Here is a 22,176-nt window from a genome sequence, read left to right on the forward strand (position 1 = left end):
GCGCTCCTGATGGCAACCACGAACGGAACTTCCGCGACCGAGCAGCCCGGCCTGGGCCGGCGGCTGGCGCGCGCCGTCAGCCCGGTTCCCAATATCTGGCGGCGGTTCTGGCGCAAGGTTTCGCGCCGCATGCCCAAGCGGCTCTACGCGCGCTCGCTGATCATCGTGATCGCGCCGATGATCCTGCTGCAATCGGTGGTGGCGTTCGTGTTCATGGAGCGGCACTGGCAGACGGTGACCCAGCGCCTGTCCACGGCGGTGACGCGCGACATCGCCGCCATCATCGACCTGATCGAGACCTATCCCGAGGAACGCGGCAAACAGAACGCGGTGCGCATCGCCCAGGAGCGGCTGTCGCTGCGGGTCGACATCATGCCGCCCGACCCGCTGCCGGCGCCGGGGCCGAAACCGTTCTTTTCCATCCTCGACCAGATTTTGAGCGCCGAGATCACCAGCCAGATCAACCGGCCGTTCTGGATCGACACGGTCGGCAATTCCAACGTCGTGGAAATCCGCATCCAGCTCGATGAGCAGGTCTTGCGGGTCTTTGCCCGGCGCAGCCAGGCCTACGCCTCCAACACGCATATTTTCCTGTTGTGGATGGTCGGCACATCACTGGTGCTGATCATCATCGCGGTCTTGTTCCTGCGCAACCAGATAAGACCGATCCAGCAACTGGCCGAGGCGGCGGAGAGTTTCGGCAAGGGACGGCCGACGCCGGAGGATTTCCGCCCGCGCGGGGCCGAGGAAGTACGCCGCGCCGGGCTCGCCTTCCTGCAGATGCGCGAACGCATCGAACGCCAGATCGAGCAGCGTACCGCCATGCTGACCGGCGTCAGCCACGACCTGCGCACCATCCTGACCCGCTTCCGCCTGCAACTGGCCGTGTCGGGCGGCAAGACCGACGTGGCCGCGCTCGACAACGACATCGAGGACATGCAGTCCATGCTGGAAGGCTACCTGTCGTTCGCGCGCGGCGAGGCGCTGGAAGACACCGGCCGCATCAATCTGGAAACGCTGTTTGCCAAGCTGGCAGACGAGGCCAAATTGCGCGGCCGCACGCTGACGGTGCAACTGTCCGGCGATCCGGACGTGCATGTCCGCCCGACCGCCTTCTCCCGGCTGGTGACCAACCTTGTCGGCAATTCCTTTCGCTACGCCAAATCGGTCCATATCACAGCGATTCATGGTCCCGGCTCGCTGATCGTCACCGTGGACGACGATGGCCCAGGCATCCCGGCCGAGGAGCGCGAGCACGTCTTCCGCCCCTTCGTGCGCCTCGACGAGGCGCGCAACCAGGATTCGGGCGGCACCGGGCTCGGGCTCTCGATCGCCCGCGACATCGCCCGCAGCCATGGCGGCGACATTACCCTTACCGACAGCCCGCTCGGCGGTCTGCGCTGCGTCGTGCGCGTTCCGGCCTGATCCGCGGCCCGTAATCGCTCGACTTGATATCTCTGCCAAATGGCATTATATTGAACGCCAAATGGCAAATATCAGATCGACATCGAACGCACCGAACCTGCGGCGGACACCGCAAGGCGCCGCGCCTGTCGACCGGGCAACGGTCGCGGCCAAAGCCTGCGCGCGTATTGCCGAAGCCTGGCAGTTGCGCAACGAAGAGGCCGCCGGCCTGCTCGACGTTTCGGCCCGCACCTGGGCGCGGGTGAAGACCGGATCGTGGAGCGGCCGGCTGTCGCAGGATCAATTGCTGCGGGCGAGCGGGCTGATCGGTCTTTACAAGGGCTTGCATCTTTATTTCAGCGACCCGCTCGCCGACGAGTGGGTCCGGCTCGCCAATTCCGGTCCCGCCTTCGGCGGGCGCCGGCCGGTCGACGTAATGATGGCGGGCGGCCTGCCGGCGATCCTGCAGACACGCGACCATGTCGATGCGCTGAGGGGCGGCGCTTGACCCTTTCCATCACGGCGATCGCGGAACCGGCGACGGTGCGGCTGATCTCGACAGCCTATTTCAAACCGCCGGTGCTGCGCCCGCTCGTCGACACGGACGAAGAACTGGCGCTGCTGGCCGAGATCGAGGGACTGACCAGCCGGCGGCTGCGCGCCGAACGCGGCACTGTCGGCGGGCTCGACGCGCGCGAATTGCTGTATCGCGCCTGGGGGCACACCCATGTCAACGCCGCCTTCGCCTACTCAAGGCCGGAGGGAAACCGCTTCAATGACGGCGCGCGCGGCGCCTGGTACGCCGCGTTCGAGGATCTGACCGCACTGGCCGAGATCGGTTATCATCGCACCCGCGAACTCGCCCGTATCGGCCGCTATCACGACGAAGGCGTCTACCAGGCGCTGCTGGCCGGCTTCATCGGCGATTATCACGACCTGCGCGGCGTTGGTGGCGGCCTCGCCTGCCTCGACCCCGATCCGGCCGTCGGCTATCCCGCCGGACAGGCCCTCGCCGGCGAACTGCGCGCCAACGGCGCGCGCGGGCTGATCTATCCTTCGGCCCGACGGCCGGGCGGCACCTGCCTGGTCGCCTTCGAGCCGCATTGCGTGCAGAACGTGCGCCCCGGCGCGCGCTGGAAACTGCTGTGGAGCGGAACGCCCGACTACACCGTCACCACCGACTGAGCGGGCACCGCCGCCCGGCGTCAGTCTTCCCGGTCGGCAGTCGGCTGTTCGGTAAAGCCTTCCATGTCGGAAATTTCCTCCACGTCGCGCTGGATCTCCAGCGGGCTTGTGACATAGGCCGTCAACAGTCGCGCGATCGAATGCAGCGCGTGTTCGTGGATACGCTCGTAACCATGCGAGGCATCGACGCCGAAGGCGACGAGCGCGGTGCGCACGTCGTGCCCGGCCTCGACCGCCGACGCCGAATCGGAACGGTAGAAACGGAACACGTCCTTCTGGAAGTCGATCTCGTTCTCCCGGCACAGCTCGACCAGCTTTTTGGTCAGATGATAATCGAACGGTCCGGTCTGGTCGGCCATGGCGACGGTGACGCCGAATTCCGACGAATTCTGCCCGGGCGCGCTGGTGCCGTTGTCGACCGTCACCATCGAGGCGACCTCCGGCGCGACGATCGCCGTGGCGCCGGTGCCGACTTCCTCGGCGATCGTGAACAGGAAATGGATGTCGACCGGCGTGCGCGCGCCAGTGCGTTCCAGCGCCTCGATCGTGGCCAGCGTGATCGCCGCGCCGGCCTTGTCGTCGAGATGACGCGAGACGATGAAGCCGCTGTCGAGGAACTCCGGCTGCGGGTCGATGGCGACGATGTCGCCGACATCGATCCCCAGCGCTCGGGTCTCCTCATACGAGGTCGTGCGCTCGTCGACCCTCAGTTCCAGATTGGTCCAGCCGACCGGCTGGGTGTCGATTTCGTCATTATAGGTGTGGCCGGACGCCTTGAGCGGCAGGATTCCGCCGCGGAAATATCGCTCTTCGGAGTAGATGTTGGCGCGCGCGCCCTCGGCGAAACGCGCCGACCAGTTGCCGATCGGCACGAGATCGAGCCGTCCGTTCGGCTTGACCAGCTTCACCTGGGCGCCGAGCGTGTCGAGATGGGCCACGACCGAGCGCGCACCGTCGCGCCGACTGCCCTGGCGTACCGCCCGGATCGCCCCGCGCCGCGTCAGTTCCGGCCTCAGGCCCAGCCGCTCCAGCTCCTCGGTGCAATGGCGCACGACCGTGTCGGTGAAGCCGGTCGGGCTGTCGATCGCCAGAAGCGCCTTGAGCTGCTCGACAAGATAGGTCGTATCGATCGCAATCCCGCTCACGGGGCCACCTCCGCCCCTTCGGAGCCCGAAGTCTCCGCCCAAGGCATACGCGCGTGCGGAAACAGAAGGTCGATGAAGCGCTCGGCCGTCGGCTGCGGTTCATGATTGGCCAGGCCCGGCCTCTCATTGGCCTCGATGAAGACATAGTCGGGTTCTGTCGGCGACTTCACCATCAGATCGATTCCCACGACTGGGATGCGAATTGCCCTGGCGGCCGCGCAGCCGGCCTCGACCAGGCGCGGATGCACGATCCCCGTGACGTCGTGAATCGAGCCGCCGGTGTGCAGATTGGCAGTCTTGCGCACCACGATCTCGCGACCGGCCGCAAGCACCTCGTCGAGCGCGATCGACTGGGCGGCGAGACAGCGCACGGTTTCGTCGTCGATCGGGATCGTGCTTTCGCCGCCGGTGGCGGCGGCGCGGCGGCGCGACTGGTGTCCGATCAGCGTGCGCACGTCGTGCTCGCCATCGCCCACGACCAGCGGCGGGCGGCGCACGGCGGCGGCGACCAGCTTGCCGTCGATCACGACCAGGCGCAAATCCTCGCCCTCGAAACAGGATTCGACCAGAACCCGGTCCGACACGCTTCTGGCCTCGGCGACCGCCTTGACGACCTCGTCCATGGTTTGCAGCCCGACCGCGACGCCACGGCCCTGTTCGCCGCGCGCCGGCTTCACCACCACGCTGGCATGGCGTTTCAGGAACGCCGCCACGTTGCCGGCATCCGCGTCGGCGGCGATCTGTTCGGGCACGGCAAGTCCGGCGCGCGCGACCACGCGGCGGGTCACCGCCTTGTCGTCGCAGATCGACACCGCCACCCCCGACGTCATTTCCGAAAGGCTTTCGCGGCAATGGACGGATCGCCCGCCATAGGTCAACCGGAAGAACCCGCCCTCCGCGTCGGTCACCTCGACCTTGATGCCGCGCCGGCGGGCTTCGTCGACGATGATGCGCGCATAGGGATTGAGCGCGTCATGCTCCTGGATCGGCGCGGCGAACAGCTTTTCGTTGATGGAATTCTTGCGCTTGACGGCGAAGATCGGAACGCGGCGGAAACCGAGCTTTTCGTAAAGCGCGATCGCCTGTTCGTTGTCGTGGATCACCGACAGGTCCAGGAAGGCGGCGCCGCGGGCCTGGAAATGCTCGGCCAGCCGGCGCACCAGCATCTCGCCGATGCCGGGATGGCGCGACTGCGGATGGACGGCCAGGCACCACAGCGACGATCCCCGCTCGGGATCGCCGAAAAGCCGCTGGTGATCGATGCCGGTCACCGTGCCGATCACCTCGCCGGTCGCCTCTTCCTCGGCCACGAAATAGGTGATCGAGCGGCTGTCGCGCTGTGCCCAGAAGAAATCCGGATCGACCGTGACCATGCCGCGCGCGGCATAGATCGCGTTGACGGCCTCCGCATCGTCGCGCGAGGACAGACGGCGCACGAAAAAGCTGCGCGGCTTGCGCCGGCTCGGCCGGTAGGTCGACAGATCGAGCCGGTAGGTGTGCGAGGGATCGAGGAACGTCTCCTGCGGCGCGAGCGCCAGAACCACGTGCGGGTCGCGGATGTAGAAGGCGATGTCGCGGCGCTTGTCGCCCTCCTCCTCCAGCGCGGCGATGATGCTCTCATTGTCGGGGAAGGTCTGCGCGAACAAAAGCCGCCCCCAGCCGCAATCGAGCGCAACCGCCGCGCGCATGGGGTCGTGGTCGCCCTCGCCATGCGCGATCGGCGGTTTCAGCGAATCGGCGCGCAGGCGCTTGAGCCTGTGACCCAGCGCCTTGTCCGCGCGGATGGGGTGGGATTTGGATTCCGCGCCGCGATCCTTGGCCATTGGACTAGACCCCATGCGTCTGTAGCCACATCTCGAGCAGGCCCGCCTGCCACAGCTCTGACCCGCGCAGCGGCGTGATGTGGTCCGACGGCGCGGCAAACAGCGTCTCGAGGTAGTCCTTGCGGAACAGGCCGCGCTCGCGCGCCGCCTGCGAGGTCAGCGCGTCGCGCACCATGTCGAGATAGGGGCCGTCGACATATTTGAGCTGGGGAACGGGGAAATAGCCCTTCTTGCGGTCGATCACCTCGCTCGGCACGATCTGGCGGGCGACGTCCTTGAGCACACCCTTGCCGCCGTCGCGGATTTTTTCCTCTGGCGGAATGCGCGCGGCAAGCTCCACCAGTTCGTGGTCGAGGAACGGCACACGCGCCTCCAGCCCCCAGGCCATGGTCATGTTGTCGACCCGCTTGACCGGATCGTCGACCAGCATGACCGTCGAATCGAGCCTGAGCGCGCGGTCGACCGGCGTGTCGGCGCCCGGACGCATCAGATGGGTCTCGACAAGTTCGCGGCTGGGGTCGACGCCGTCGATCCAGTCCGCACCGAGCTGCGTCTTCAGTTTTTCATGCGTGCGGTCGAAGAACACCCTGGCATAGTCGCCGACCACGTCGTTGGAGTTCATCAGCGGCGGATACCAGTGATAACCGGCAAAGATCTCGTCGGCGCCCTGGCCCGACTGCACCACCTTGATATGCTTGGAGACCTCCTGGCTGAGCAGGTAGAAGCCGACATTGTCGTAGGACACCATCGGCTCCGACATGGCCGCGATCGTGCCGGGCAACGCATCCATGAGATTGTCGGACGGCACGAAGATCTTGTGGTGGTCGGTGCCAAAAGTCTTGGCGATCAGGTCGGAATAGACGAATTCGTCGCCCTTTTCGCCGTTCGCTTCCTCGAAACCGACCGAAAAGCTCATCAGTCCGGTCTGGCCGGCCTCGGCGAGCAGGCCGACGATCAGGCTGGAATCGACGCCCCCCGACAGCAGCACGCCAACGGGAACGTCGGCCACCATACGCCGCTTGACGGCGAGCCTGAGCGCCACGAGCACCCGGTCGCGCCATTCCTCCGACGACACGCCGCTATCGGCCGGGTCACGGGCGAAGGGCGGATCCCAGTAGATGCTCTGACGGCTGCTGCCGTCGGCTTCGATGACACGGATCGTCGCCGGCGGCAGCTTGCGCACGCCGGCAAGAATGGTGCGCGGCGGCGGCACCACGGCATGAAACGACATGTAATTGTGCAGCGCCGCCGCATCGATGCCGGTGTCGACGTCGCCCGCCGCGAGCAGCGCCGGCAGCGAAGAGGCGAAGCGCAGCCGCCCGGCGTTTTCGGCGAGATAGAGCGGCTTGATGCCGAAGCGGTCGCGCGCCAACACGATGCGGCCCGTCTCGCGCTCCTGAAGCACGAAGGCGAACATGCCGTGAAACCGCTCAACGCAGCGCTCGCCCCAGGCATGCCAGGCCTTCAGGATCACTTCCGTGTCGCCGGTTGAAAAGAAGCGGTAGCCCTTTTCCTCCAGTTCGGCGCGCAGTTCGGGATAATTGTAGATGCAGCCGTTGAAGGCGATGGTCAGACCGAGCTCCGGATCGCTCATCGGCTGGCGCGCGCGCTCGGACAGATCGATGATCTTGAGCCGGCGATGGCCGAAACCGGCATTGCCATGGATGACGATACCCGAACCGTCCGGGCCGCGCGGCGCCAGCGCGTCGGCCATTTTTGAAATTGCGATGGCGGAAGGCTCCGCCCCGTCGAATCTGATCTCACCACAAATGCCGCACATAGGCGCGCGTTCAAACCTCCAGTGTCTTAAGGGGATGCCATTGCTTTCGTGGCCGGTTTATTATAGTTCGAATGATTAGAAGTCAAATGATTGCCGGCTGTCGATGGACGAACACCAAACCCTCAACGCGCGCCCCAACGAAACGTTCCCGACCGGGGAATTGCGCGGCCTGATGAAATCGATCCGCCGGGTCGTGCGCGCTACCGACCTGCAGTCGCGCGCGCTCGCCCGCGCCAGCGGGCTGACGACGCCGCAACTGGTGGTCCTGATGGGGGTGGCCGAGCTCGGCGAGGTGACCACCAACGCGCTTTCCCACTACGCCGATCTGAGCCCGGCGACGGTCGTCACCATCCTCGACAATCTGGAAAGCCGCGCCATTGTCGGGCGCTACCGCTCGACCACCGACCGGCGTATCGTCTATACGCGGCTGACCGAAAAGGGCCGCGACATGGTCACCAACACGCCGGGCTTTTTCGGCGTCGATTTCGTCACCCGCTTTGCCGCCCTGCCCGAAAAGCGGCGCCGGGCGATCCTCGCCGGGCTGGAGGAACTGGCCGGGCTGATGGGCCGGGCTTAGGCCCGTGCGGACGCCCGCCGACGCATCGCCGCCGCGCTCAAGCCGGGCGACGTGCTCTATATCGACGGCGGTAACCCGTTGCGGAAGATCGACTTAGACTGAGGCGCTGAAGCGCGCGCGCCGATCCTCCTTGCAGGCGTCACACCGGCAAGGTGCGAGCAGCGGCCGCTCTCCTGAGGAAAGGCGATATCCGGATCGGGCTTAAAACAGGCGCCCGCCGTCCGGCACGTTTTTGTCGACCGTCGCCAGCACCACGGCCCCCTCCTCGTCAGGAAAGCCCAGGGTCAGCACTTCCGACAGGAATTTCCCGATCTGGCGCGGCGGAAAATTCACCACCGCCATCACCTGACGCCCGACCAGTTCGTCGGGCCGGTAGTGCTTGGTGATCTGCGCCGAGGATTTCTTGACGCCGATCGCGGGACCGAAATCGATCCTCAGCTTGATGGCCGGCTTGCGGGCCTCGGGATAGGGCTCGGCGACGACGATCGTGCCGACACGGATATCGACCTTGTCGAAATCGGCAAAGCCGATCTCGGGCTTGCGCTCGGGCTCCTGGCTCATGACGACGGTCCGTTTCTAAAAAATGCGCGCCGCGGCGGAGGGCTCAGGCGTTGCCCTGGGTCTCGAACAGGGTGCCCGACAGCGCGTCGCGCGCCGAAACGCCGGACCAGACGACGAACTGGAAGGCCTGGAAATAGCACTCGCAGGCCTCGAGCGCGCTCGCCAGCAGCATCTCGACCTGCTGCGCGGTCGGCTCGGCGCCGCCGGCCAGCAAAAGCGCCTGGCGGAACATGATCGCGCCCTCCTGCTCCCACAGGTCGAAATGGCCGATCAGCATCTGCTCGTTGATCAGCGCCAACAGCCGCATGACCTCCATCACCCGGGCATCCGTCACCTTGATGTCGAAGGCGCAGGCCAGATGCAGCGCCTCGTATTCTTCCATCCACGAAAACGAGATGTGATAGTCGGTCCAGTTGCCGGCGACCGAAATCGCGATCTCGTCGTCGCCTGCGCGTTCGAAAGCCCAGTCATTCGCGTGCGCGACCTGCTCGATGACATCGACGGGATGCGCGGTTCGCGCGAGGTCGAGTTCCAGAAGGCTCATCAATAATTCCCTGTGATTGTGGACGCGCGCCCGCGCGCGCCGCCTAAAATGCCTACGCGCGACAAACCGAACTGCCGGGTTACAAAACACCGGCCACATCGCTCCCGGCCGGAACGCCCCTCCCCGGCGCATGACCCGATACGAATCATGCAGTAAATTCAGTGTATTGATGCAGAGTCCGAGTTCCAGCGCTTTTTTCCCGCATACCGCACCGGCATGTGGATAGATTTTTTGCCGGCTGCGGCCCGCGCCGCGTAAGGGATTCTGCGTGAAGCTTTTTTCGCGACAGGGGGCTGTGGACAAGCGCCCGAAAAAAATCCCGACCTAGGAGTCGGAGCCGGACTTTTTGGGCGTTTTCTTGTCGGACTGCGCCAAGCTGGCCTCGATCTCGGCCAGCCGCGCGGCAAGCGTCTTGTTTTCCGCCCGCGCCTTGATCGCCATCTCGCGCACCGCCTCGAATTCCTCGCGCTGGACCACGTCCATCGAGTTGAGGATCCGTTCGGCCTGGGCGCGGAACGCCGTTTCGACCTCGTTGCGCACGCCCTGCGCGGCACCGGCCGCGTCGGTGAGCAGCTTGGCGAAATCGTCGAGAATGCGGTTCGGTCCGTTGCTCATGGCGTTACCCTGCGAACTTCAGCGCACCGGTCCCAAAGGCTGGCCCAACACGCGCAAATCGCAATTAGGCCTCCCGCGAAGCGATTGCAAGGGCGGCGGGCCCGTCGGCGCGCGGATGCGTCGACTTGACCTTGCCGGGCCGCTCCCGCATTTTCGCGCCGACTCACCCATAATGATGGGTTTTGACCCGAGCGGAACGTGCCGTGCCAGACCTGTTGATCCTTCCCCTCGCGGCGCTGCCCTTTCCGCAGATCGATCCGATATTGATCGAGATCGGCCCGCTGGCAATCCGCTGGTACGGGCTGGGCTACGTGGTCGGCATCCTGTTTGCCTGGTGGTACGGCAAGCGCCTTATCGTCAATCAGCGTCTTTGGGGCGCCGGCGGGCCGCCGATGCGGCCCGAGGACCTCGACGATTTCGTGGTCTGGGCCGCGGCCGGCGTCGTCCTCGGCGGGCGCATCGGCTATATTCTGTTTTACGATTTCGCCCGCTATCTCGACGATCCGCTGGCGATCCTGGCCGTGTGGCAGGGCGGCATGTCGTTTCACGGCGGTTTTTTGGGCACCACGCTGGCGATGATCCTGTTCGCGCGCTCGCGCGGCATCGCCACATGGCGGCTTTTCGACGTGATTTCGGCCGGCGTGCCGGTCGGCCTCGGCCTGGTCAGGGTCACCAATTTCATCAATTCCGAATTGTGGGGCCGCACCAGCGACGTCCCCTGGGCCTTCGTCTTTCCCAATGGCGGGCCGGAGCCGCGCCATCCGAGCCAGCTCTACGAGGCGGTTCTCGAGGGGCTGATCCTGTTTTTCGTCCTGCGCGTGCTCACCCACCGCTTCGGCGCGCTGCGCGCGCCGGGCCGGGTCGCGGGGGCCTTCGTCGCCGGCTACGGCGCCTCACGCATCATCGTCGAATTCTTCCGCGAGCCGGACGCCCATATCGGCTATCTCGCCGGCGGCTGGCTGACCATGGGCATGGTCTTGTCCGTGCCGATGGTGCTGGTGGGGCTTTGGGTCTTTGCCCGCGCGCGACCGCAGGCGCCCGACCCCGGGACGGCATGAACCGGCTGGCCGAGAAAATTACCGGTCTGATCCGTCAGGCCGGCCCCATCAGTGTGGCCGACTATATGGCGCTGTGCCTGTTCGATCCCGAGCACGGCTATTACACGACCCGCGACCCGTTCGGTGCCGAGGGCGACTTCATCACCGCGCCGGAGATCAGCCAGATGTTCGGTGAACTGGTCGCCGTGTGGCTCTACTCGGCCTGGCATGCAAGCGGCAAACCGCAGCCGGCGACGATCGCCGAAATCGGCCCCGGTCGCGGCACGCTCGCCGCCGACATCGCGCGCACGCTGGGCAAGCTCGATCCCGAGTTCGCCGCCGGGTGCGACCTCGCCCTGATCGAGGCGAGCCCACGGCTGGCAGCGGTGCAACGGCGCGCGCTTGCCGGAGCCGCCATGCGCACATCCTGGCCGACATCGGTCGAAGCCTTGCCCGACCGGCCCGTGTTCTTAATCGGCAACGAGATTTTCGACGCGATCCCGACACGTCAGTTCGTCAAGACGGGCAACGCATGGCGCGAGCGTGTCGTGGCCCTCGACGAAACCGGCGACCTCCGCTTCGCGACCGGTGCCGCCGCGCTCGACCAGGCTGTGTTGCCGCGCCGGGCAGACGCGGCCGCCGACGGCGCCATTTTCGAGGTGGCACCGGCACGCACGGCCCTGCTCGACATCGTCGCCGACCGGATCGCGCGCCATGGCGGCGCGGCGCTGTTTTTCGATTACGGCCATCTGGAACCGGGCCTCGGCGACACGCTGCAGGCCGTGCGCGGCCACGACCATTGCAACGTGCTGGAAACGCCTGGCGAAGCCGACCTGACCAGCCATGTCGACTTCTCCGCGCTGGCGGCCGCCGCGCGCGCGCACGGGCTGGCGCCCCACACCATGACGCAAGGCGCCTTTCTGCGCGCCATGGGCATTGCCGAGCGGGCCGGACGGCTGGGCGCGGCCGGCGATGCGACCCTGCGCGACGGTCTCGCCGGTCAGGTCGAGCGCCTCGCCGGCGCCGATCAGATGGGGGAACTGTTCAAGGTTCTGGCGCTGCTGCCGCCCCATCTGGACGTATATCCGTTCCCGGCGGCGGATTGACTTGGCCATGTCCCTGCCCCACGATCCGCGCCGCTGCGGCAACCAATGGCAAGATGCACGATGCTGAACGAATTGAGGCCGGAGCCTCTGCGGTCCCCGTCGCTTGACGAGCTTGAGGGGATTCGCCACGGTTTTTTCACCCGCGCGGGCGGTGCCTCAATGGGACTTTACCGCGGTCTCAATGTCGGCCTCGGCTCGCGGGACGACCGGCAGACCGTACTTGAGAACCGCGCGCGCGTGGCGGCGTGGCTTGGCGTGCCGGGCGCGAATCTGTGCACGCCGCACCAAATCCATTCACCCGATATCGTCGTCGCCGACGCGCCGTTCGGCGCGCAGCGGCCGCGCGCCGACGGCGTGGTCACGGCCCGCCCGGGCCTGGCCATCGGCATCCTGACGGCCGATTGCGGTCCCGTGCTTTTCGCCGACCGCGCCGCCGGCATCATCGGCGCCGCCCATGCCGGCTGGCAGGGCGCGCTGAACGGCGTGCTGGAAGCCACGATTGCCGCGATGGAGGAGCTTGGCGCGCGCGCCGAACGCATCGTCGCCGTGCTGGGGCCGGCGATCAGCCAGGCCAATTACGAGGTCGGGCCCGAATTCGTCGCGCGTTTCACGCTTGCCGATCCGGCCAACGCCCGGTATTTCACCGCGTCCGCGCGTCCCGATCATGCCATGTTCGACCTCAACGCCTATACGCTCGACCGGCTCGGCATGACCGGCGCACAAGCCTCGCAGCTGACACGCTGCACCTATGCGGAGGAGGATCTTTTCTTCTCCTACCGCCGCACCACGCATCGCCAAGAAGCCGATTACGGCCGCCAGATCTCGGCAATCGTCCTGGAGGAGAAGTGATGGCATTGCATTTCGAGCGCTCGGAGTTCGACGCGCGCAAAGACCGCCTGTTGATCGAGATGGCCGATCGCAAGCTCGACGCCATGCTGCTGTTCGCACAGGAGAGCATGTACTGGCTGACCGGCTACGACACGTTCGGTTTCTGCTTCTTCCAGTGCCTGGTGGTGAAGGCCGACGGGCAGATGGTGCTTTTGACCCGGTCGGCCGATCTGCGCCAGGCCCGCCACACCTCGATCATCGAGGATATTCGCGTATGGACGGACCGCGACGGCGCCGACCCGACCGTCGATCTGCGCAACCTGTTGAACGACCTCGACCTGCTGGGATGCCAGATCGGCGTCGAATACGACACGCACGGCCTGACCGCCTTCGAGGGCCGGCGGCTCGACGAGCAATTGCGCACATTCGGCAAGATCTCGGACGCGTCCGGCCTTGTCGGCCGCCTGCGCCTGTTCAAGAGCCCGGCCGAGATCGTCAAGGCGACCAAGGCCGCCCAGCTCGCCGACGACGCCCTCGACGCGGCCCTGCCGCTGATCAAGCAGGGCGGCGACGAAGGCAAGATCCTGGCCGCCATGCAGGGCGCGATCTTCGCCGGCGGCGGCGACTACCCCGCCAACGAATTCGTCATCGGCTCGGGACCGGATGCGCTCTTGTGCCGCTACAAGGCCGGCCGGCGCAAGCTTAGAAAAAACGATCAGCTGACCCTGGAATGGGCCGGCGTTTTCCATCATTACCACGCCGCGATGATGCGCACGGTCGTGCTTGGCAAGGTCTCCAAGCGCCAGCAGGAATTGTTCGACGCCGCGCGCGACGCCATGGCCGCCGTCGAGGAGGCGATGGTGCCCGGCAAGACGTTCGGCGACGTGTTCGACGCGCATGCGCGGGTGATGGAAAACCATGGCCTGACCCGCCACAGGCTCAATGCGTGCGGGTATTCGCTCGGGGCGCGCTTTACCCCCTCGTGGATGGACAGGCCGATGTTCTACGCCGCCAATCCCGAACCGATCGCCCCCGACATGACGCTGTTCGCCCACATGATCATCATGGACTCAGACACCGAAACCGCGATGACGCTGGGCCGGACCTATCTGACCACCGACGGCGCGCCCAGCTCGCTGTCACGTCACGATCTCGACTTGATCGTGCGGTGAATGGGGGTCTTGGCTGACGTCTTTCGCTGTTCAATCGGATCGTGAAAGCCTTTAGAGTTGCCAAGAAGCCAAACGACGGGAGTGCAAGGGAAGATGCGCCAGACGACGCCGCGCGTTGGATGCTGCCTGCTTCTGTGCGCCGTCCTGGCCGCCTGCAACAGCACCGAGGCCACGCTCGATCCCGCCTCGGTGGGGACCGACAAGCGCGCCAGCGCGGCGAACGCCCTCGTCCCGCAGGAGACGGCCAACGGCGTCGCCACGCCGGGCGCAACCGGCGCCGTCCCACCGCAAACCGCCAACCTGGCGCAGGCGGATGTGCGGCTGCAATTCGCCCCCGTGGTCGGCGCCACCGTGCAGGCGGCCACACCGCTGGCGCAGCGCATCTCGGCGCGGGCCAGCCAGCGCGGCATGGCGATCACCGCCGGCGGCGCCAACCCGCCCACCCATCTGGTAAAAGGGTATTTCTCAGCCATCACCGAGGGGGGCCAAACCATGGTCATCTTCGTGTGGGATGTGCTCGACCCGGCCGGCAATCGTCTGCACCGCATACAGGGTCAGGAAACGGTCGGCGCGGTCGCGCCCGATCCGTGGTCGGCCGTGCCGGCCGCAACGATGGAAACCATCGCCGAGCGCACGATCGACGACTTGTCGGGCTGGCTTGCGAGCCAAAGCGGCTAGAGTGTTGCAAGGCGCAGTGGACGCCGGTTCACCATTCAAAAAAATGTTAGAACAATAGGTTAGCGCCGGCCTGCGATCCCCGCAAAAGACGGAACGGCTCCAGACATGGTGCCTCACGACGGCGCCTCGCCGCCCTCGCCCGGCGCTCCGGCCCACCGCGCATGGAAACCCTTTCTTTGGATTAGCCCGAGAATCCTGCCGTGTGCGCTTGCAATAGCGCGGCTGATCGCTAAAAGCCGCCTACATACCTTGCCGACCGCCGGGGACGCTGCATGAAACTTTTCGCGGGCAATTCAAATCGGGTGCTGGCCGAGGCCGTCGCCCGGTACCTGAACACGCCGCTCGGAAAAGCGAGCGTCAGGCGCTTCGCGGATCAGGAAATCTTCGTCGAAATTCAGGAAAACGTGCGCGGCGAGGATGTCTTCGCGCTGCAATCGACCTCCTATCCGGCCAACGATCATCTGATGGAAATGCTCATCATGATCGATGCGTTCCGCCGCTCCTCGGCGCGCCGCATCACCGCGGTAATTCCCTATTTCGGCTATGCCAGGCAGGACCGCCGCGCGTCGGGCCGCACGCCGATCTCGGCCAAGCTGGTCGCCAACCTGATCACCCAGGCCGGCGCCGACAGGGTGCTGACCCTCGACCTGCATGCCGGCCAGATCCAGGGATTTTTCGATATCCCGACCGACAACCTGTTCGCCGTGCCGGTGCTGGCGCGTGACGTCAAGGCCCATTACGACCTTGCCAACGTCATGGTGGTCTCGCCCGATGTCGGCGGCGTGGTGCGCGCCCGCGCGCTGGCCAAGCGCATCGACGCGCCGCTCGCCATCGTCGACAAGCGCCGCGAACGGCCCGGCGAATCGGAAGTGATGAACGTGATCGGCGACGTCCGCGGCAAGGACTGCCTGTTGATCGACGACATCGTCGATTCGGGCGGCACCTTGTGCAACGCCGCCGACGCGCTATTGGGCAACGGCGCCACCAGCGTCACCGCCTACATCACCCATGGCGTGCTTTCGGGCGGGGCCGTGGCCCGTATCGCCGGCTCCAGGCTCAAGGAACTGGTGATCACCGATTCCATCCAGCCCACCTCCGGCGTCCAGGCCGCGCACAATGTCCGCGTCGTGACGATCGCCGACCTGATCGGCGAAGCGATTTCGCGCACGGCCAGCGAGGAATCGGTCTCCAGCCTGTTCGACTGAGCAAGCCCGTGCGCCAGAGCCGTTCCGCTTTTCACGGGGCCGCAGACCGGCTCTAACCTGTTGTCTTAACGCGTTTCCGAACGGCGAACCGGCTTCCACTTCGCCTGGAAACGCTCTAACCGGCCGCAAGCCGAACCGCCATGCCCGCCAGCGCGGCCAGTCCCAAGACGACGACCATGTTGGCCTTGAGCCCGATCAGCGCCAGCGCGGCTGCCGCCGCGATCGCGGCCGCCACGGGATCGAAACTCGCCGGATCGGGCACCGGCCATTCGAACGGACCGAACCGCGCCTGCCCGACGGTCGCAAACACCACGTGCAGCGAGAACCACAGCGCGAGATTGGCGATGACGCCGACCACGGCGGCCGTCACCGCCTCGAGCGCCCGCGCCAGCCAGCGCACGGCGCGGACCGTTTCGACATAGGGTGCGCCGGCGAAAATCCACAAAAAGCAGGGCACGAAGGTGAACCATAGCGTCACCAGCGCGCCGCCGAGCCCGCCCACCAGCGGCTCCAGCCCCGCAAGCCGCGCCCCGCCGAGAAAACCAACGAAGACCAGCACCAGGATCAGCGGTCCCGGCGTGGTCTCCGCCAGGCCGAGCCCGGTGAGCATTTCGTCCGGCCGCAGCCAGCCGTGCACCTCGACCGCCTGCTGGGCGACATAGGCAAGCACGGCATAGGCGCCGCCGAACGTGACAGTTGCCATTTTGGAAAAGAAGCCGGCCTCCTGGGCATAGACATGCGCGCCGCCGGCCACGGCCGCGATCGCAAGCAGCGGGCCGAACCAGATCGCCAGCCAGGTGACGGTCGTGACGACAAAGCGGCGCGCGCTCGGCCGCGCCCAGTCGGGCGCCGCCGCTGCCGGCTCCGGCGAAGCTGCGATGCCCCGGCCACCGCCCGTCCCGCCAACCCAATGCGGGACCGCTCCGGCGGTTGCGGCCAGGACGATGATCAGCGGAAACGGGATTTTCAGGAAAGCGATGCCGACGAAGGCGGCGAGCGCGATCAGCGCCATCAGCGGCCCCTTGATGGCGCGTCTCGACACTCTGATCAGCGCTTCCAGAACCACGGCGAGCACCGCCGCCTTGAGGCCGAACAGCAGTCCCTGGACGAGCGGCACGTCGCCGGCGACGAGATAGGCCGCCGACAGGGCGGTGATGACCAGCGCGCCGGGCAGAACGAACAGGATACCGGCGATCAGCCCGCCCCGCACCCCGTGCCCCAGCCAGCCGGCATAGGTGGCAAGCTGCATCGCCTCGGGGCCCGGCAGCAGCATGCAATAGTTGAGCGCGTGCAGGAACCGCGCCTCGTCGAGCCATTTCTTCTCCTCGACCAGGATGCGATGCATCAGCGCGATCTGGCCGGCCGGCCCGCCGAAGGACAACAGGCCGATGCGCGCGAAGGTCGCGGTCGCCTCGGCAAGGGAAGGCTCATTGTCAGGCCGCGTGGGTTCTTGTGTGCTCATGCGGATATCACCGGCCCGCCGTGCATGTCGGCGCCGGGACGGCGACACCGGCCGCTACGCGCATCGTAAGCATCAAGCGTCTTTCAGGTTGCGAATGCTCGTCGCCCTCGACAACCGAAAGACGCCGCGACAGGGCCGCACCTCGACGCCGCGCCCTTTGAGCGGACCAGATCGAGTCGGCACCCGCACAATGGCCACGAGTTATGACGGCGCCAAGTCGTGGACGTGAAAATTCTCGATCGGCGCATGGCGGAAAGGCCTGGCCGTCCCTGCGGCATCGTTTTCCGGTCCGGTTCGTCGTCCCGGCACGCGTCAGAAGGTCGGCTCCACATCCCGGAACGCCTCGCGCACGGCCTCCACCATGCCGTCGACCGCGGCCCCGTTGGAGCGCGGATTGCGGTAGAGCACCACGCGCGAGGTGTCGATGTCGCAGAACCCATCAGCCGGGCCGAGTTCACGGCAATCCGGCGGGATGTTGCTGCGCGAGATGGGCGCGATCGCCAGTCCCGAGGCGACGGCCAGCTTCAGCCCGCCGCTGGTGTCGCTGCGATAGGCGACACGATAGTCGAACCGGTTCTGCTGCAGCGAGCGCATGGCGAACTCGGTGCACCAGCCGCTGGATTCATAAAGCGCGATCGGCAGCGGCCGTTCCAGATGCTGATTATGCTCGTCCGAGGTCACCCACACGGTCGGATCGATCCGCAACGTCTCGCCGCTCGGATTGTCTTCCCATTCGAAGACGATGGCCAGATCGAGCTGATTGGCCTTGAGCGCGGTCAGATTGCGGGCGGACGGTCCGTAATGGGCGGTGATGTCCACTTTCTGGTGAATGCGGGCGAAACTTCCGAGCGCCTGCGACAGAACCGAATATCCGTATTCCTCCGGCACGCCGATACGCACCAGGCCGCTCAGCGACGGCGCGCGGAACGAGGCCTCAGTCTCCTCCAGCAAAGCAACGACCCGGCGCGCATAAGGCAGAAGCTGTTCGCCCTTGCGGGTCATCGCAACGCCGCGCGAACCGCGTTCGAACAATTGCTCCCCGACGGTTTCCTCGAGCCGCTTGACCTGCATGCTCACTGCCGATTGAGTCCGGCCGATACGGTCCGCCGCATAGGTGAAATTGCCGGTATCGGCCACCGCCACGAATGTGCGCAACTGATCGCTGTCGAGTTGGATCGGACATCTCCACCATCAGATTTTCTGATGCCAGACATAACTGCAATTCGTTTGAAACATGTCAAGCGCGGACCTATCTCATGGCCAATCCAACGCATGAGGTGGTCGCCATGGCCCTCGCACTCGAACTGCCGACAAGAACCAGCTGGTTCGCCCGACTGAGAACAACCCTAACCGCGCCGGCCACCCCCGCGCTCGACGCGCCGACGCGCGCGCTGCTGGCAAAACGCGACGACCGGCTGTTGCGCGATATCGGCCTCAGCCGCGCCGCGCTTGAAGGCCAGGACGCGGTTGTTTTCGACGACCTGGCGCGGCAGCGCCGGCTCTGGCAGCTTTGACGCCCGTCTACCGCCAAACGATGCCGGCCCTCGCAAGCGAACATGCCGGTCGTGAAGAACGGTTCTCGATGGCGGCGTAAGCAAACGCCTGAAGGAACTGCGGATCGGACAGTTTCGGGAGACCTCACTCTCCTCGCTTCCCGCCGGCTTTCGGGCCGGCGGGTCTTTTTTTTGTCCGCTCAGGGATCGTAGTCGGCATCGGTCACAGGCTCCTGCCACGCCACCGTCTCGCCATCGAGCGCTTCCTGCATGGCGATATGCGTCATGCCGGTCTTCGGAGAGGCGCCATGCCAGTGCCGCTCGCCGGGCGGGATCCATAAGGTGTCGCCGGGCCGCAGCTCCACGATCGGACCGTCCTGGCTCTGCGCGCGGCCGAACCCCGACACGACGTAGAGCGTCTGGCCGAGCGGATGCGTGTGCCAGTTGGTGCGCGCCCCGGGCTCGAAATGCACGGCGAGCGCGCGCAGGCGCGCAGGCGCCTCCGCCTCCACGATCGGATCCTGCCACACCGTGCCGGTGAACCAGTCGCCGGGCGCGCGTCGGGACGGCCGCGTGCCGCCGGAAAAATGTTTCATCGCCGCTCTCTTTCTTCTCGCGTTCGGTTCTGTCGGATTTGGACCCTCAAGCACGGTGCGCGTCAAGCCGCGCCGTCTCAACGAGGGTTCCGCCGATCGAGACCGCGCCGGATGCCTCCCGCGGTGCCCGCAGGCTTCTTGCCTTTTCCGGCATGTTCGCCTATAGCACCGCCACCCGCGTAGACACCCTTGGAGGCAACGCGGCGGAAGGCCGCCCGACCGGCGGCTTTCGACGTTTACGGCACTGGCCCAGCCACCCGTGGACGCTCCAGCAACGCGAAAGGAAAAGCCATGAGCGAGAGCTATGAGCTCACGGCCGAGGCGCGCGAACGGGTCGGTAAGGGGTCCGCCCGCGAAATTCGGCGCAACGGTAAGATTCCCGCCGTCATCTACGGCGAAAAGCAGCCCCCGCTGCCCATCACCCTGCCCTACAAGGACGTGCATCTGCGCATTGCCGCCGGCGGGTTCATGACCACGCTGGTCACGATCAATATCGACGGCAAGAAGGTTCAGGTCCTGCCCAAGGACTACCAGCTCGATCCGGTGCGCGATTTCACCATGCATGTCGACTTCCTGCGCGTCGGCAAGGGCACGATCGTCACGGTCAACATCCCCGTTCATTTCGAGAACGAGGAGGAGTGCCCCGGTCTCAAGCGCGGCGGCGTGCTCAACATCGTGCGGCACGACATCGAATTCACCTGTCCGGCGAACGCGATCCCCGACGCCATCACCGTCGACCTGACCGGTCTCGAGCTCGGCGATTCGATCCATATTTCGGCCGTCAAGCTGCCGGAAGGCGTGAAGCCGACGATTACCGATCGCGATTTCACCATCGCCACGATCGCGGCTCCGGCCGGCCTGAAGTCGGAAGAGGACGCGGAAGCGCCCGAGGCGCCCGAGACCGAGATCGTCGGCGAAGAGAGCACCGACGGCGAAGGCGAGAACGAGGCGGAATAGGCCCGGCCTGCCGGGAGTGTGCGAGCAGTGCTGATTTTTGCTGGCCTCGGCAATCCCGGCCCAAAATACGAGAACAACCGGCACAATGTCGGCTACATGGCGGCGGACGCGATAGCCCGCCGCCATTCCTTTTCGCCCTGGTCGAAGAAGTTCAAGGCCGAGATCGCCGAGGGCCGGCTGGCCGGGGAAAAGGTGCTGCTCGTCAAGCCGCAGACCTTCATGAACCTGTCCGGCCAGGCGATTGGCGAAGCGTTGCGCTTCTACAAACTTTCGCCCGCCGATCTGGTCGTGTTCTACGACGAACTCGATCTTGCCGCCGGCAAGGTCAGGATCAAGACCGGCGGCGGGTCGGGCGGCCATAACGGCATCAAGTCGATCGACGCCCATTGCGGCAAGGACTATCGGCGCGTGCGCATCGGCATCGGCCACCCCGGCGACAAGGCGCTGGTCCACAACCACGTGCTCGGCGATTTCGCAAAGGCCGACCAAACCTGGCTCGAGCCGCTGCTCGACGCCACCGCCGACAGCGCCGCCCTGCTTGCCAAGGGCGACGACAACGGCTTCATGAACAAGGTGAGCCTGGCCGTGCCCGGCGCGGCAAAACCGGCGCGCCCGGCGGACGCGACGGCCAAGACGCCCCAGGCCAAGGGCCAGAGCCATATCCGTCAGGCCCGCCCCCAAACCCCGACAACGCCACTGCCCGAAAGCGGGCCGATGGCGGCGATGTTGAAAAAACTGTTCGGCAAATAGGACGACCGGCACATAGCCTGCGCGGCGCAGTTTCGGCACCACCGGCGGGTGCTGCGCCCGCCAGGCGGAAAGACCTTGACGATCATCAATCCTTTCGCCCATACGCCGGGGCGATTTCTGGCACAGGACCTCTGCACCATGGGTTTCAAATGCGGTATTGTCGGGCTGCCCAATGTGGGCAAGTCGACACTTTTCAACGCCCTGACCAAGACCGCGGCCGCGCAGGCGGCGAACTATCCGTTCTGCACGATCGAGCCGAATACCGGCGAGGTGGCGGTGCCCGATCCGCGCATGGCCCCGATCGCCCGGGTGGCCGGCTCCAAGGAACTGATTCCGACCCGGATCTCCTTCGTCGACATTGCCGGCCTGGTGCGCGGCGCGTCGAAGGGCGAAGGGCTCGGCAACCAGTTCCTGGCCAATATTCGCGAGGTCGACGCCATCGTGCATGTGCTGCGCTGCTTCGAGGACGACGACATCACCCATGTCGAAGGCCGCATCGATCCGGTTGCCGATGCCGAGACGGTCGAGACCGAACTGATGCTCGCCGACCTGGACAGCCTGGAACGGCGCATCGTCCAGACCCGCAAACGCGCCACCGGCAAGGAGAAGGAAGCCATCGCGGCACTGCCGATGATGGAAAAGGCGCTCGCGCTCCTGCAGGACGGCAAGCCGGCGCGTCTGCTTTTGTCCGGCATCGCGGCGGAGGATTTGCGCATCCTCCAGACCTTGAACCTTCTGACCTCGAAGCCCGTGCTTTACGTATGCAACGTCGCCGAAGGCGACGCGGCGACGGGCAATGCGGCCAGCGCCGCGGTCGAGGCGATGGCCGCGGCGCAGGGCGCCCGCACCGTCGTCATCTCGGCCGAGATCGAGGCCGAGGTCGCCCAGCTGCCGGACGCGGAAGCAGCGGAATATCTCCAGGCGATGGGGCTCGAGGAGCCCGGCCTCGACCGGTTGATCCGCGAGGGTTATGCGCTGCTCGACCTGATCACCTTCTTCACCGCCGGCCCGAAGGAAACCCGGGCCTGGACCGTGATGAAGGGCGCGAAGGCGCCGCAGGCCGCCGGCGTCATCCACACCGATTTCGAGCGCGGTTTCATCCGCGCCCAGACGATCGCCTATGACGATTATGTCGGCCTCGGCGGCGAGACCGCCGCCAAGGAAGCCGGCAAGGCCCGCGACGAGGGCAAGGAATATGTCGTCCAGGACGGCGATGTGATGCTGTTCAAATTCAACACGTGAGCGTCCGCCCACTTTA

The 22,176-nt window shown here is 66.0% G+C and carries 23 protein-coding genes; 14 read left to right on the plus strand and 9 right to left on the minus strand.

The window, feature by feature from the left end; genetic code table 11:
* Positions 1-9 precede the first annotated feature (9 nt).
* The 3 genes from ACT2B0_RS13025 to ACT2B0_RS13035 all read left to right on the plus strand — a co-directional run bounded on the left by ACT2B0_RS13025 (position 10) and on the right by ACT2B0_RS13035 (position 2,589).
* The gene (locus ACT2B0_RS13025) at positions 10-1,425 is read left to right on the plus strand and encodes an ATP-binding protein (protein WP_473465535.1); all 1,416 of its coding nucleotides are present in this window, start codon (positions 10-12) and stop codon (positions 1,423-1,425) included.
* A 61-nt stretch (positions 1,426-1,486) separates the two neighbouring features.
* Entirely contained in the window at positions 1,487-1,912 is a 426-nt protein-coding gene (locus tag ACT2B0_RS13030; RefSeq protein ID WP_473465538.1) for an antitoxin Xre-like helix-turn-helix domain-containing protein, read from the plus strand.
* Positions 1,909-2,589, plus strand: coding sequence for an RES family NAD+ phosphorylase (locus ACT2B0_RS13035; protein ID WP_473465540.1), 681 nt, complete (start codon positions 1,909-1,911; stop codon positions 2,587-2,589). The genes ACT2B0_RS13030 and ACT2B0_RS13035 overlap by 4 nt, the downstream gene beginning before the upstream one ends.
* Before the next feature lie 20 nt (positions 2,590-2,609).
* Here the strand turns inward: ACT2B0_RS13035 and ACT2B0_RS13040 are convergent, their stop codons facing one another.
* Genes ACT2B0_RS13040 through ACT2B0_RS13050 form a run of 3 tightly spaced genes read right to left on the minus strand, consistent with a single transcriptional unit; the run spans position 2,610 to position 7,337 of the window.
* Positions 2,610-3,734 (minus strand): osmoprotectant NAGGN system M42 family peptidase, encoded by a 1,125-nt coding sequence (locus ACT2B0_RS13040; protein ID WP_473465543.1) that lies wholly within the window; start codon positions 3,732-3,734, stop codon positions 2,610-2,612.
* On the minus strand, positions 3,731-5,557 hold the full coding sequence (ngg, locus tag ACT2B0_RS13045) for an N-acetylglutaminylglutamine synthetase (protein WP_473465546.1): 1,827 nt from the start codon (positions 5,555-5,557) through the stop codon (positions 3,731-3,733). The genes ACT2B0_RS13040 and ngg overlap by 4 nt, the downstream gene beginning before the upstream one ends.
* A 4-nt stretch (positions 5,558-5,561) precedes the next feature.
* Positions 5,562-7,337: an N-acetylglutaminylglutamine amidotransferase gene (locus tag ACT2B0_RS13050; protein WP_473465549.1), complete on the minus strand. Its 1,776-nt coding sequence runs from the start codon at positions 7,335-7,337 to the stop codon at positions 5,562-5,564.
* A 103-nt stretch (positions 7,338-7,440) separates the two neighbouring features.
* Between ACT2B0_RS13050 and ACT2B0_RS13055 the strand changes: the two genes are divergently transcribed.
* Positions 7,441-7,914, plus strand: coding sequence for a MarR family winged helix-turn-helix transcriptional regulator (locus ACT2B0_RS13055; RefSeq protein ID WP_473465552.1), 474 nt, complete (start codon positions 7,441-7,443; stop codon positions 7,912-7,914).
* Between the two features lie 201 nt (positions 7,915-8,115).
* Here ACT2B0_RS13055 and ACT2B0_RS13060 read toward each other — a convergent pair whose 3' ends face one another.
* The 3 genes from ACT2B0_RS13060 to ACT2B0_RS13070 all read right to left on the minus strand — a co-directional run bounded on the left by ACT2B0_RS13060 (position 8,116) and on the right by ACT2B0_RS13070 (position 9,634).
* On the minus strand, positions 8,116-8,475 hold the full coding sequence (locus ACT2B0_RS13060) for a tRNA-binding protein (RefSeq protein WP_473465554.1): 360 nt from the start codon (positions 8,473-8,475) through the stop codon (positions 8,116-8,118).
* Between the two features lie 43 nt (positions 8,476-8,518).
* Complete coding sequence (locus ACT2B0_RS13065; RefSeq protein ID WP_473465557.1) at positions 8,519-9,019, minus strand: type III secretion system chaperone family protein; 501 nt, start codon at positions 9,017-9,019, stop codon at positions 8,519-8,521.
* Between the two features lie 324 nt (positions 9,020-9,343).
* Positions 9,344-9,634, minus strand: coding sequence for an accessory factor UbiK family protein (locus tag ACT2B0_RS13070; protein WP_473465559.1), 291 nt, complete (start codon positions 9,632-9,634; stop codon positions 9,344-9,346).
* Between the two features lie 203 nt (positions 9,635-9,837).
* Here ACT2B0_RS13070 and lgt point away from each other — a divergent pair, with 203 nt between their 5' ends.
* From lgt to ACT2B0_RS13100, 6 genes are all read left to right on the plus strand, one after another.
* On the plus strand, positions 9,838-10,692 hold the full coding sequence (lgt, locus tag ACT2B0_RS13075; protein ID WP_473465562.1) for a prolipoprotein diacylglyceryl transferase: 855 nt from the start codon (positions 9,838-9,840) through the stop codon (positions 10,690-10,692).
* Positions 10,689-11,777: a class I SAM-dependent methyltransferase gene (locus ACT2B0_RS13080; protein ID WP_473465565.1), complete on the plus strand. Its 1,089-nt coding sequence runs from the start codon at positions 10,689-10,691 to the stop codon at positions 11,775-11,777. Before lgt ends, ACT2B0_RS13080 begins: the two co-directional genes overlap by 4 nt.
* 60 nt (positions 11,778-11,837) lie before the next feature.
* A complete protein-coding gene (gene pgeF, locus ACT2B0_RS13085) occupies positions 11,838-12,626 on the plus strand; it encodes a peptidoglycan editing factor PgeF (protein WP_473465568.1) in 789 nt (262 codons plus the stop codon).
* Complete coding sequence (locus ACT2B0_RS13090) at positions 12,626-13,777, plus strand: M24 family metallopeptidase (protein WP_473465570.1); 1,152 nt, start codon at positions 12,626-12,628, stop codon at positions 13,775-13,777. Before pgeF ends, ACT2B0_RS13090 begins: the two co-directional genes overlap by 1 nt.
* Positions 13,778-13,870: 93 nt before the next feature.
* Positions 13,871-14,455: a hypothetical protein gene (locus ACT2B0_RS13095; protein WP_473465572.1), complete on the plus strand. Its 585-nt coding sequence runs from the start codon at positions 13,871-13,873 to the stop codon at positions 14,453-14,455.
* Between the two features lie 272 nt (positions 14,456-14,727).
* Positions 14,728-15,660 carry a ribose-phosphate pyrophosphokinase gene (locus tag ACT2B0_RS13100; RefSeq protein WP_106570600.1) on the plus strand — a complete coding sequence of 311 codons (933 nt, stop codon included), beginning with the start codon at positions 14,728-14,730 and terminating at the stop codon, positions 15,658-15,660.
* A gap of 115 nt (positions 15,661-15,775) precedes the next feature.
* Here the strand turns inward: ACT2B0_RS13100 and chrA are convergent, their stop codons facing one another.
* Both chrA and ACT2B0_RS13110 read right to left on the minus strand, forming a co-directional pair.
* Positions 15,776-17,122, minus strand: coding sequence for a chromate efflux transporter (gene chrA, locus ACT2B0_RS13105; RefSeq protein WP_473465575.1), 1,347 nt, complete (start codon positions 17,120-17,122; stop codon positions 15,776-15,778).
* Between the two features lie 312 nt (positions 17,123-17,434).
* The gene (locus ACT2B0_RS13110; RefSeq protein WP_473465578.1) at positions 17,435-18,277 is read right to left on the minus strand and encodes a LysR family transcriptional regulator; all 843 of its coding nucleotides are present in this window, start codon (positions 18,275-18,277) and stop codon (positions 17,435-17,437) included.
* Between the two features lie 101 nt (positions 18,278-18,378).
* Here ACT2B0_RS13110 and ACT2B0_RS13115 point away from each other — a divergent pair, with 101 nt between their 5' ends.
* Entirely contained in the window at positions 18,379-18,636 is a 258-nt protein-coding gene (locus ACT2B0_RS13115) for a YjiS-like domain-containing protein (RefSeq protein WP_348117640.1), read from the plus strand.
* A gap of 179 nt (positions 18,637-18,815) precedes the next feature.
* Here the strand turns inward: ACT2B0_RS13115 and ACT2B0_RS13120 are convergent, their stop codons facing one another.
* Positions 18,816-19,211, minus strand: coding sequence for a (R)-mandelonitrile lyase (locus tag ACT2B0_RS13120; protein ID WP_473465580.1), 396 nt, complete (start codon positions 19,209-19,211; stop codon positions 18,816-18,818).
* Positions 19,212-19,502: 291 nt separating this feature from the next.
* Here ACT2B0_RS13120 and ACT2B0_RS13125 point away from each other — a divergent pair, with 291 nt between their 5' ends.
* The 3 genes from ACT2B0_RS13125 to ychF all read left to right on the plus strand — a co-directional run bounded on the left by ACT2B0_RS13125 (position 19,503) and on the right by ychF (position 22,160).
* On the plus strand, positions 19,503-20,168 hold the full coding sequence (locus ACT2B0_RS13125) for a 50S ribosomal protein L25/general stress protein Ctc (protein WP_348117645.1): 666 nt from the start codon (positions 19,503-19,505) through the stop codon (positions 20,166-20,168).
* Between the two features lie 27 nt (positions 20,169-20,195).
* Positions 20,196-20,918 carry an aminoacyl-tRNA hydrolase gene (pth, locus tag ACT2B0_RS13130; RefSeq protein WP_473465583.1) on the plus strand — a complete coding sequence of 241 codons (723 nt, stop codon included), beginning with the start codon at positions 20,196-20,198 and terminating at the stop codon, positions 20,916-20,918.
* 138 nt (positions 20,919-21,056) lie between these two features.
* Entirely contained in the window at positions 21,057-22,160 is a 1,104-nt protein-coding gene (ychF, locus tag ACT2B0_RS13135; RefSeq protein ID WP_473465978.1) for a redox-regulated ATPase YchF, read from the plus strand.
* Positions 22,161-22,176 lie beyond the last annotated feature (16 nt).

The sequence above is a fragment of the Nitratireductor sp. J20-h4 genome (genome assembly GCF_056780505.1).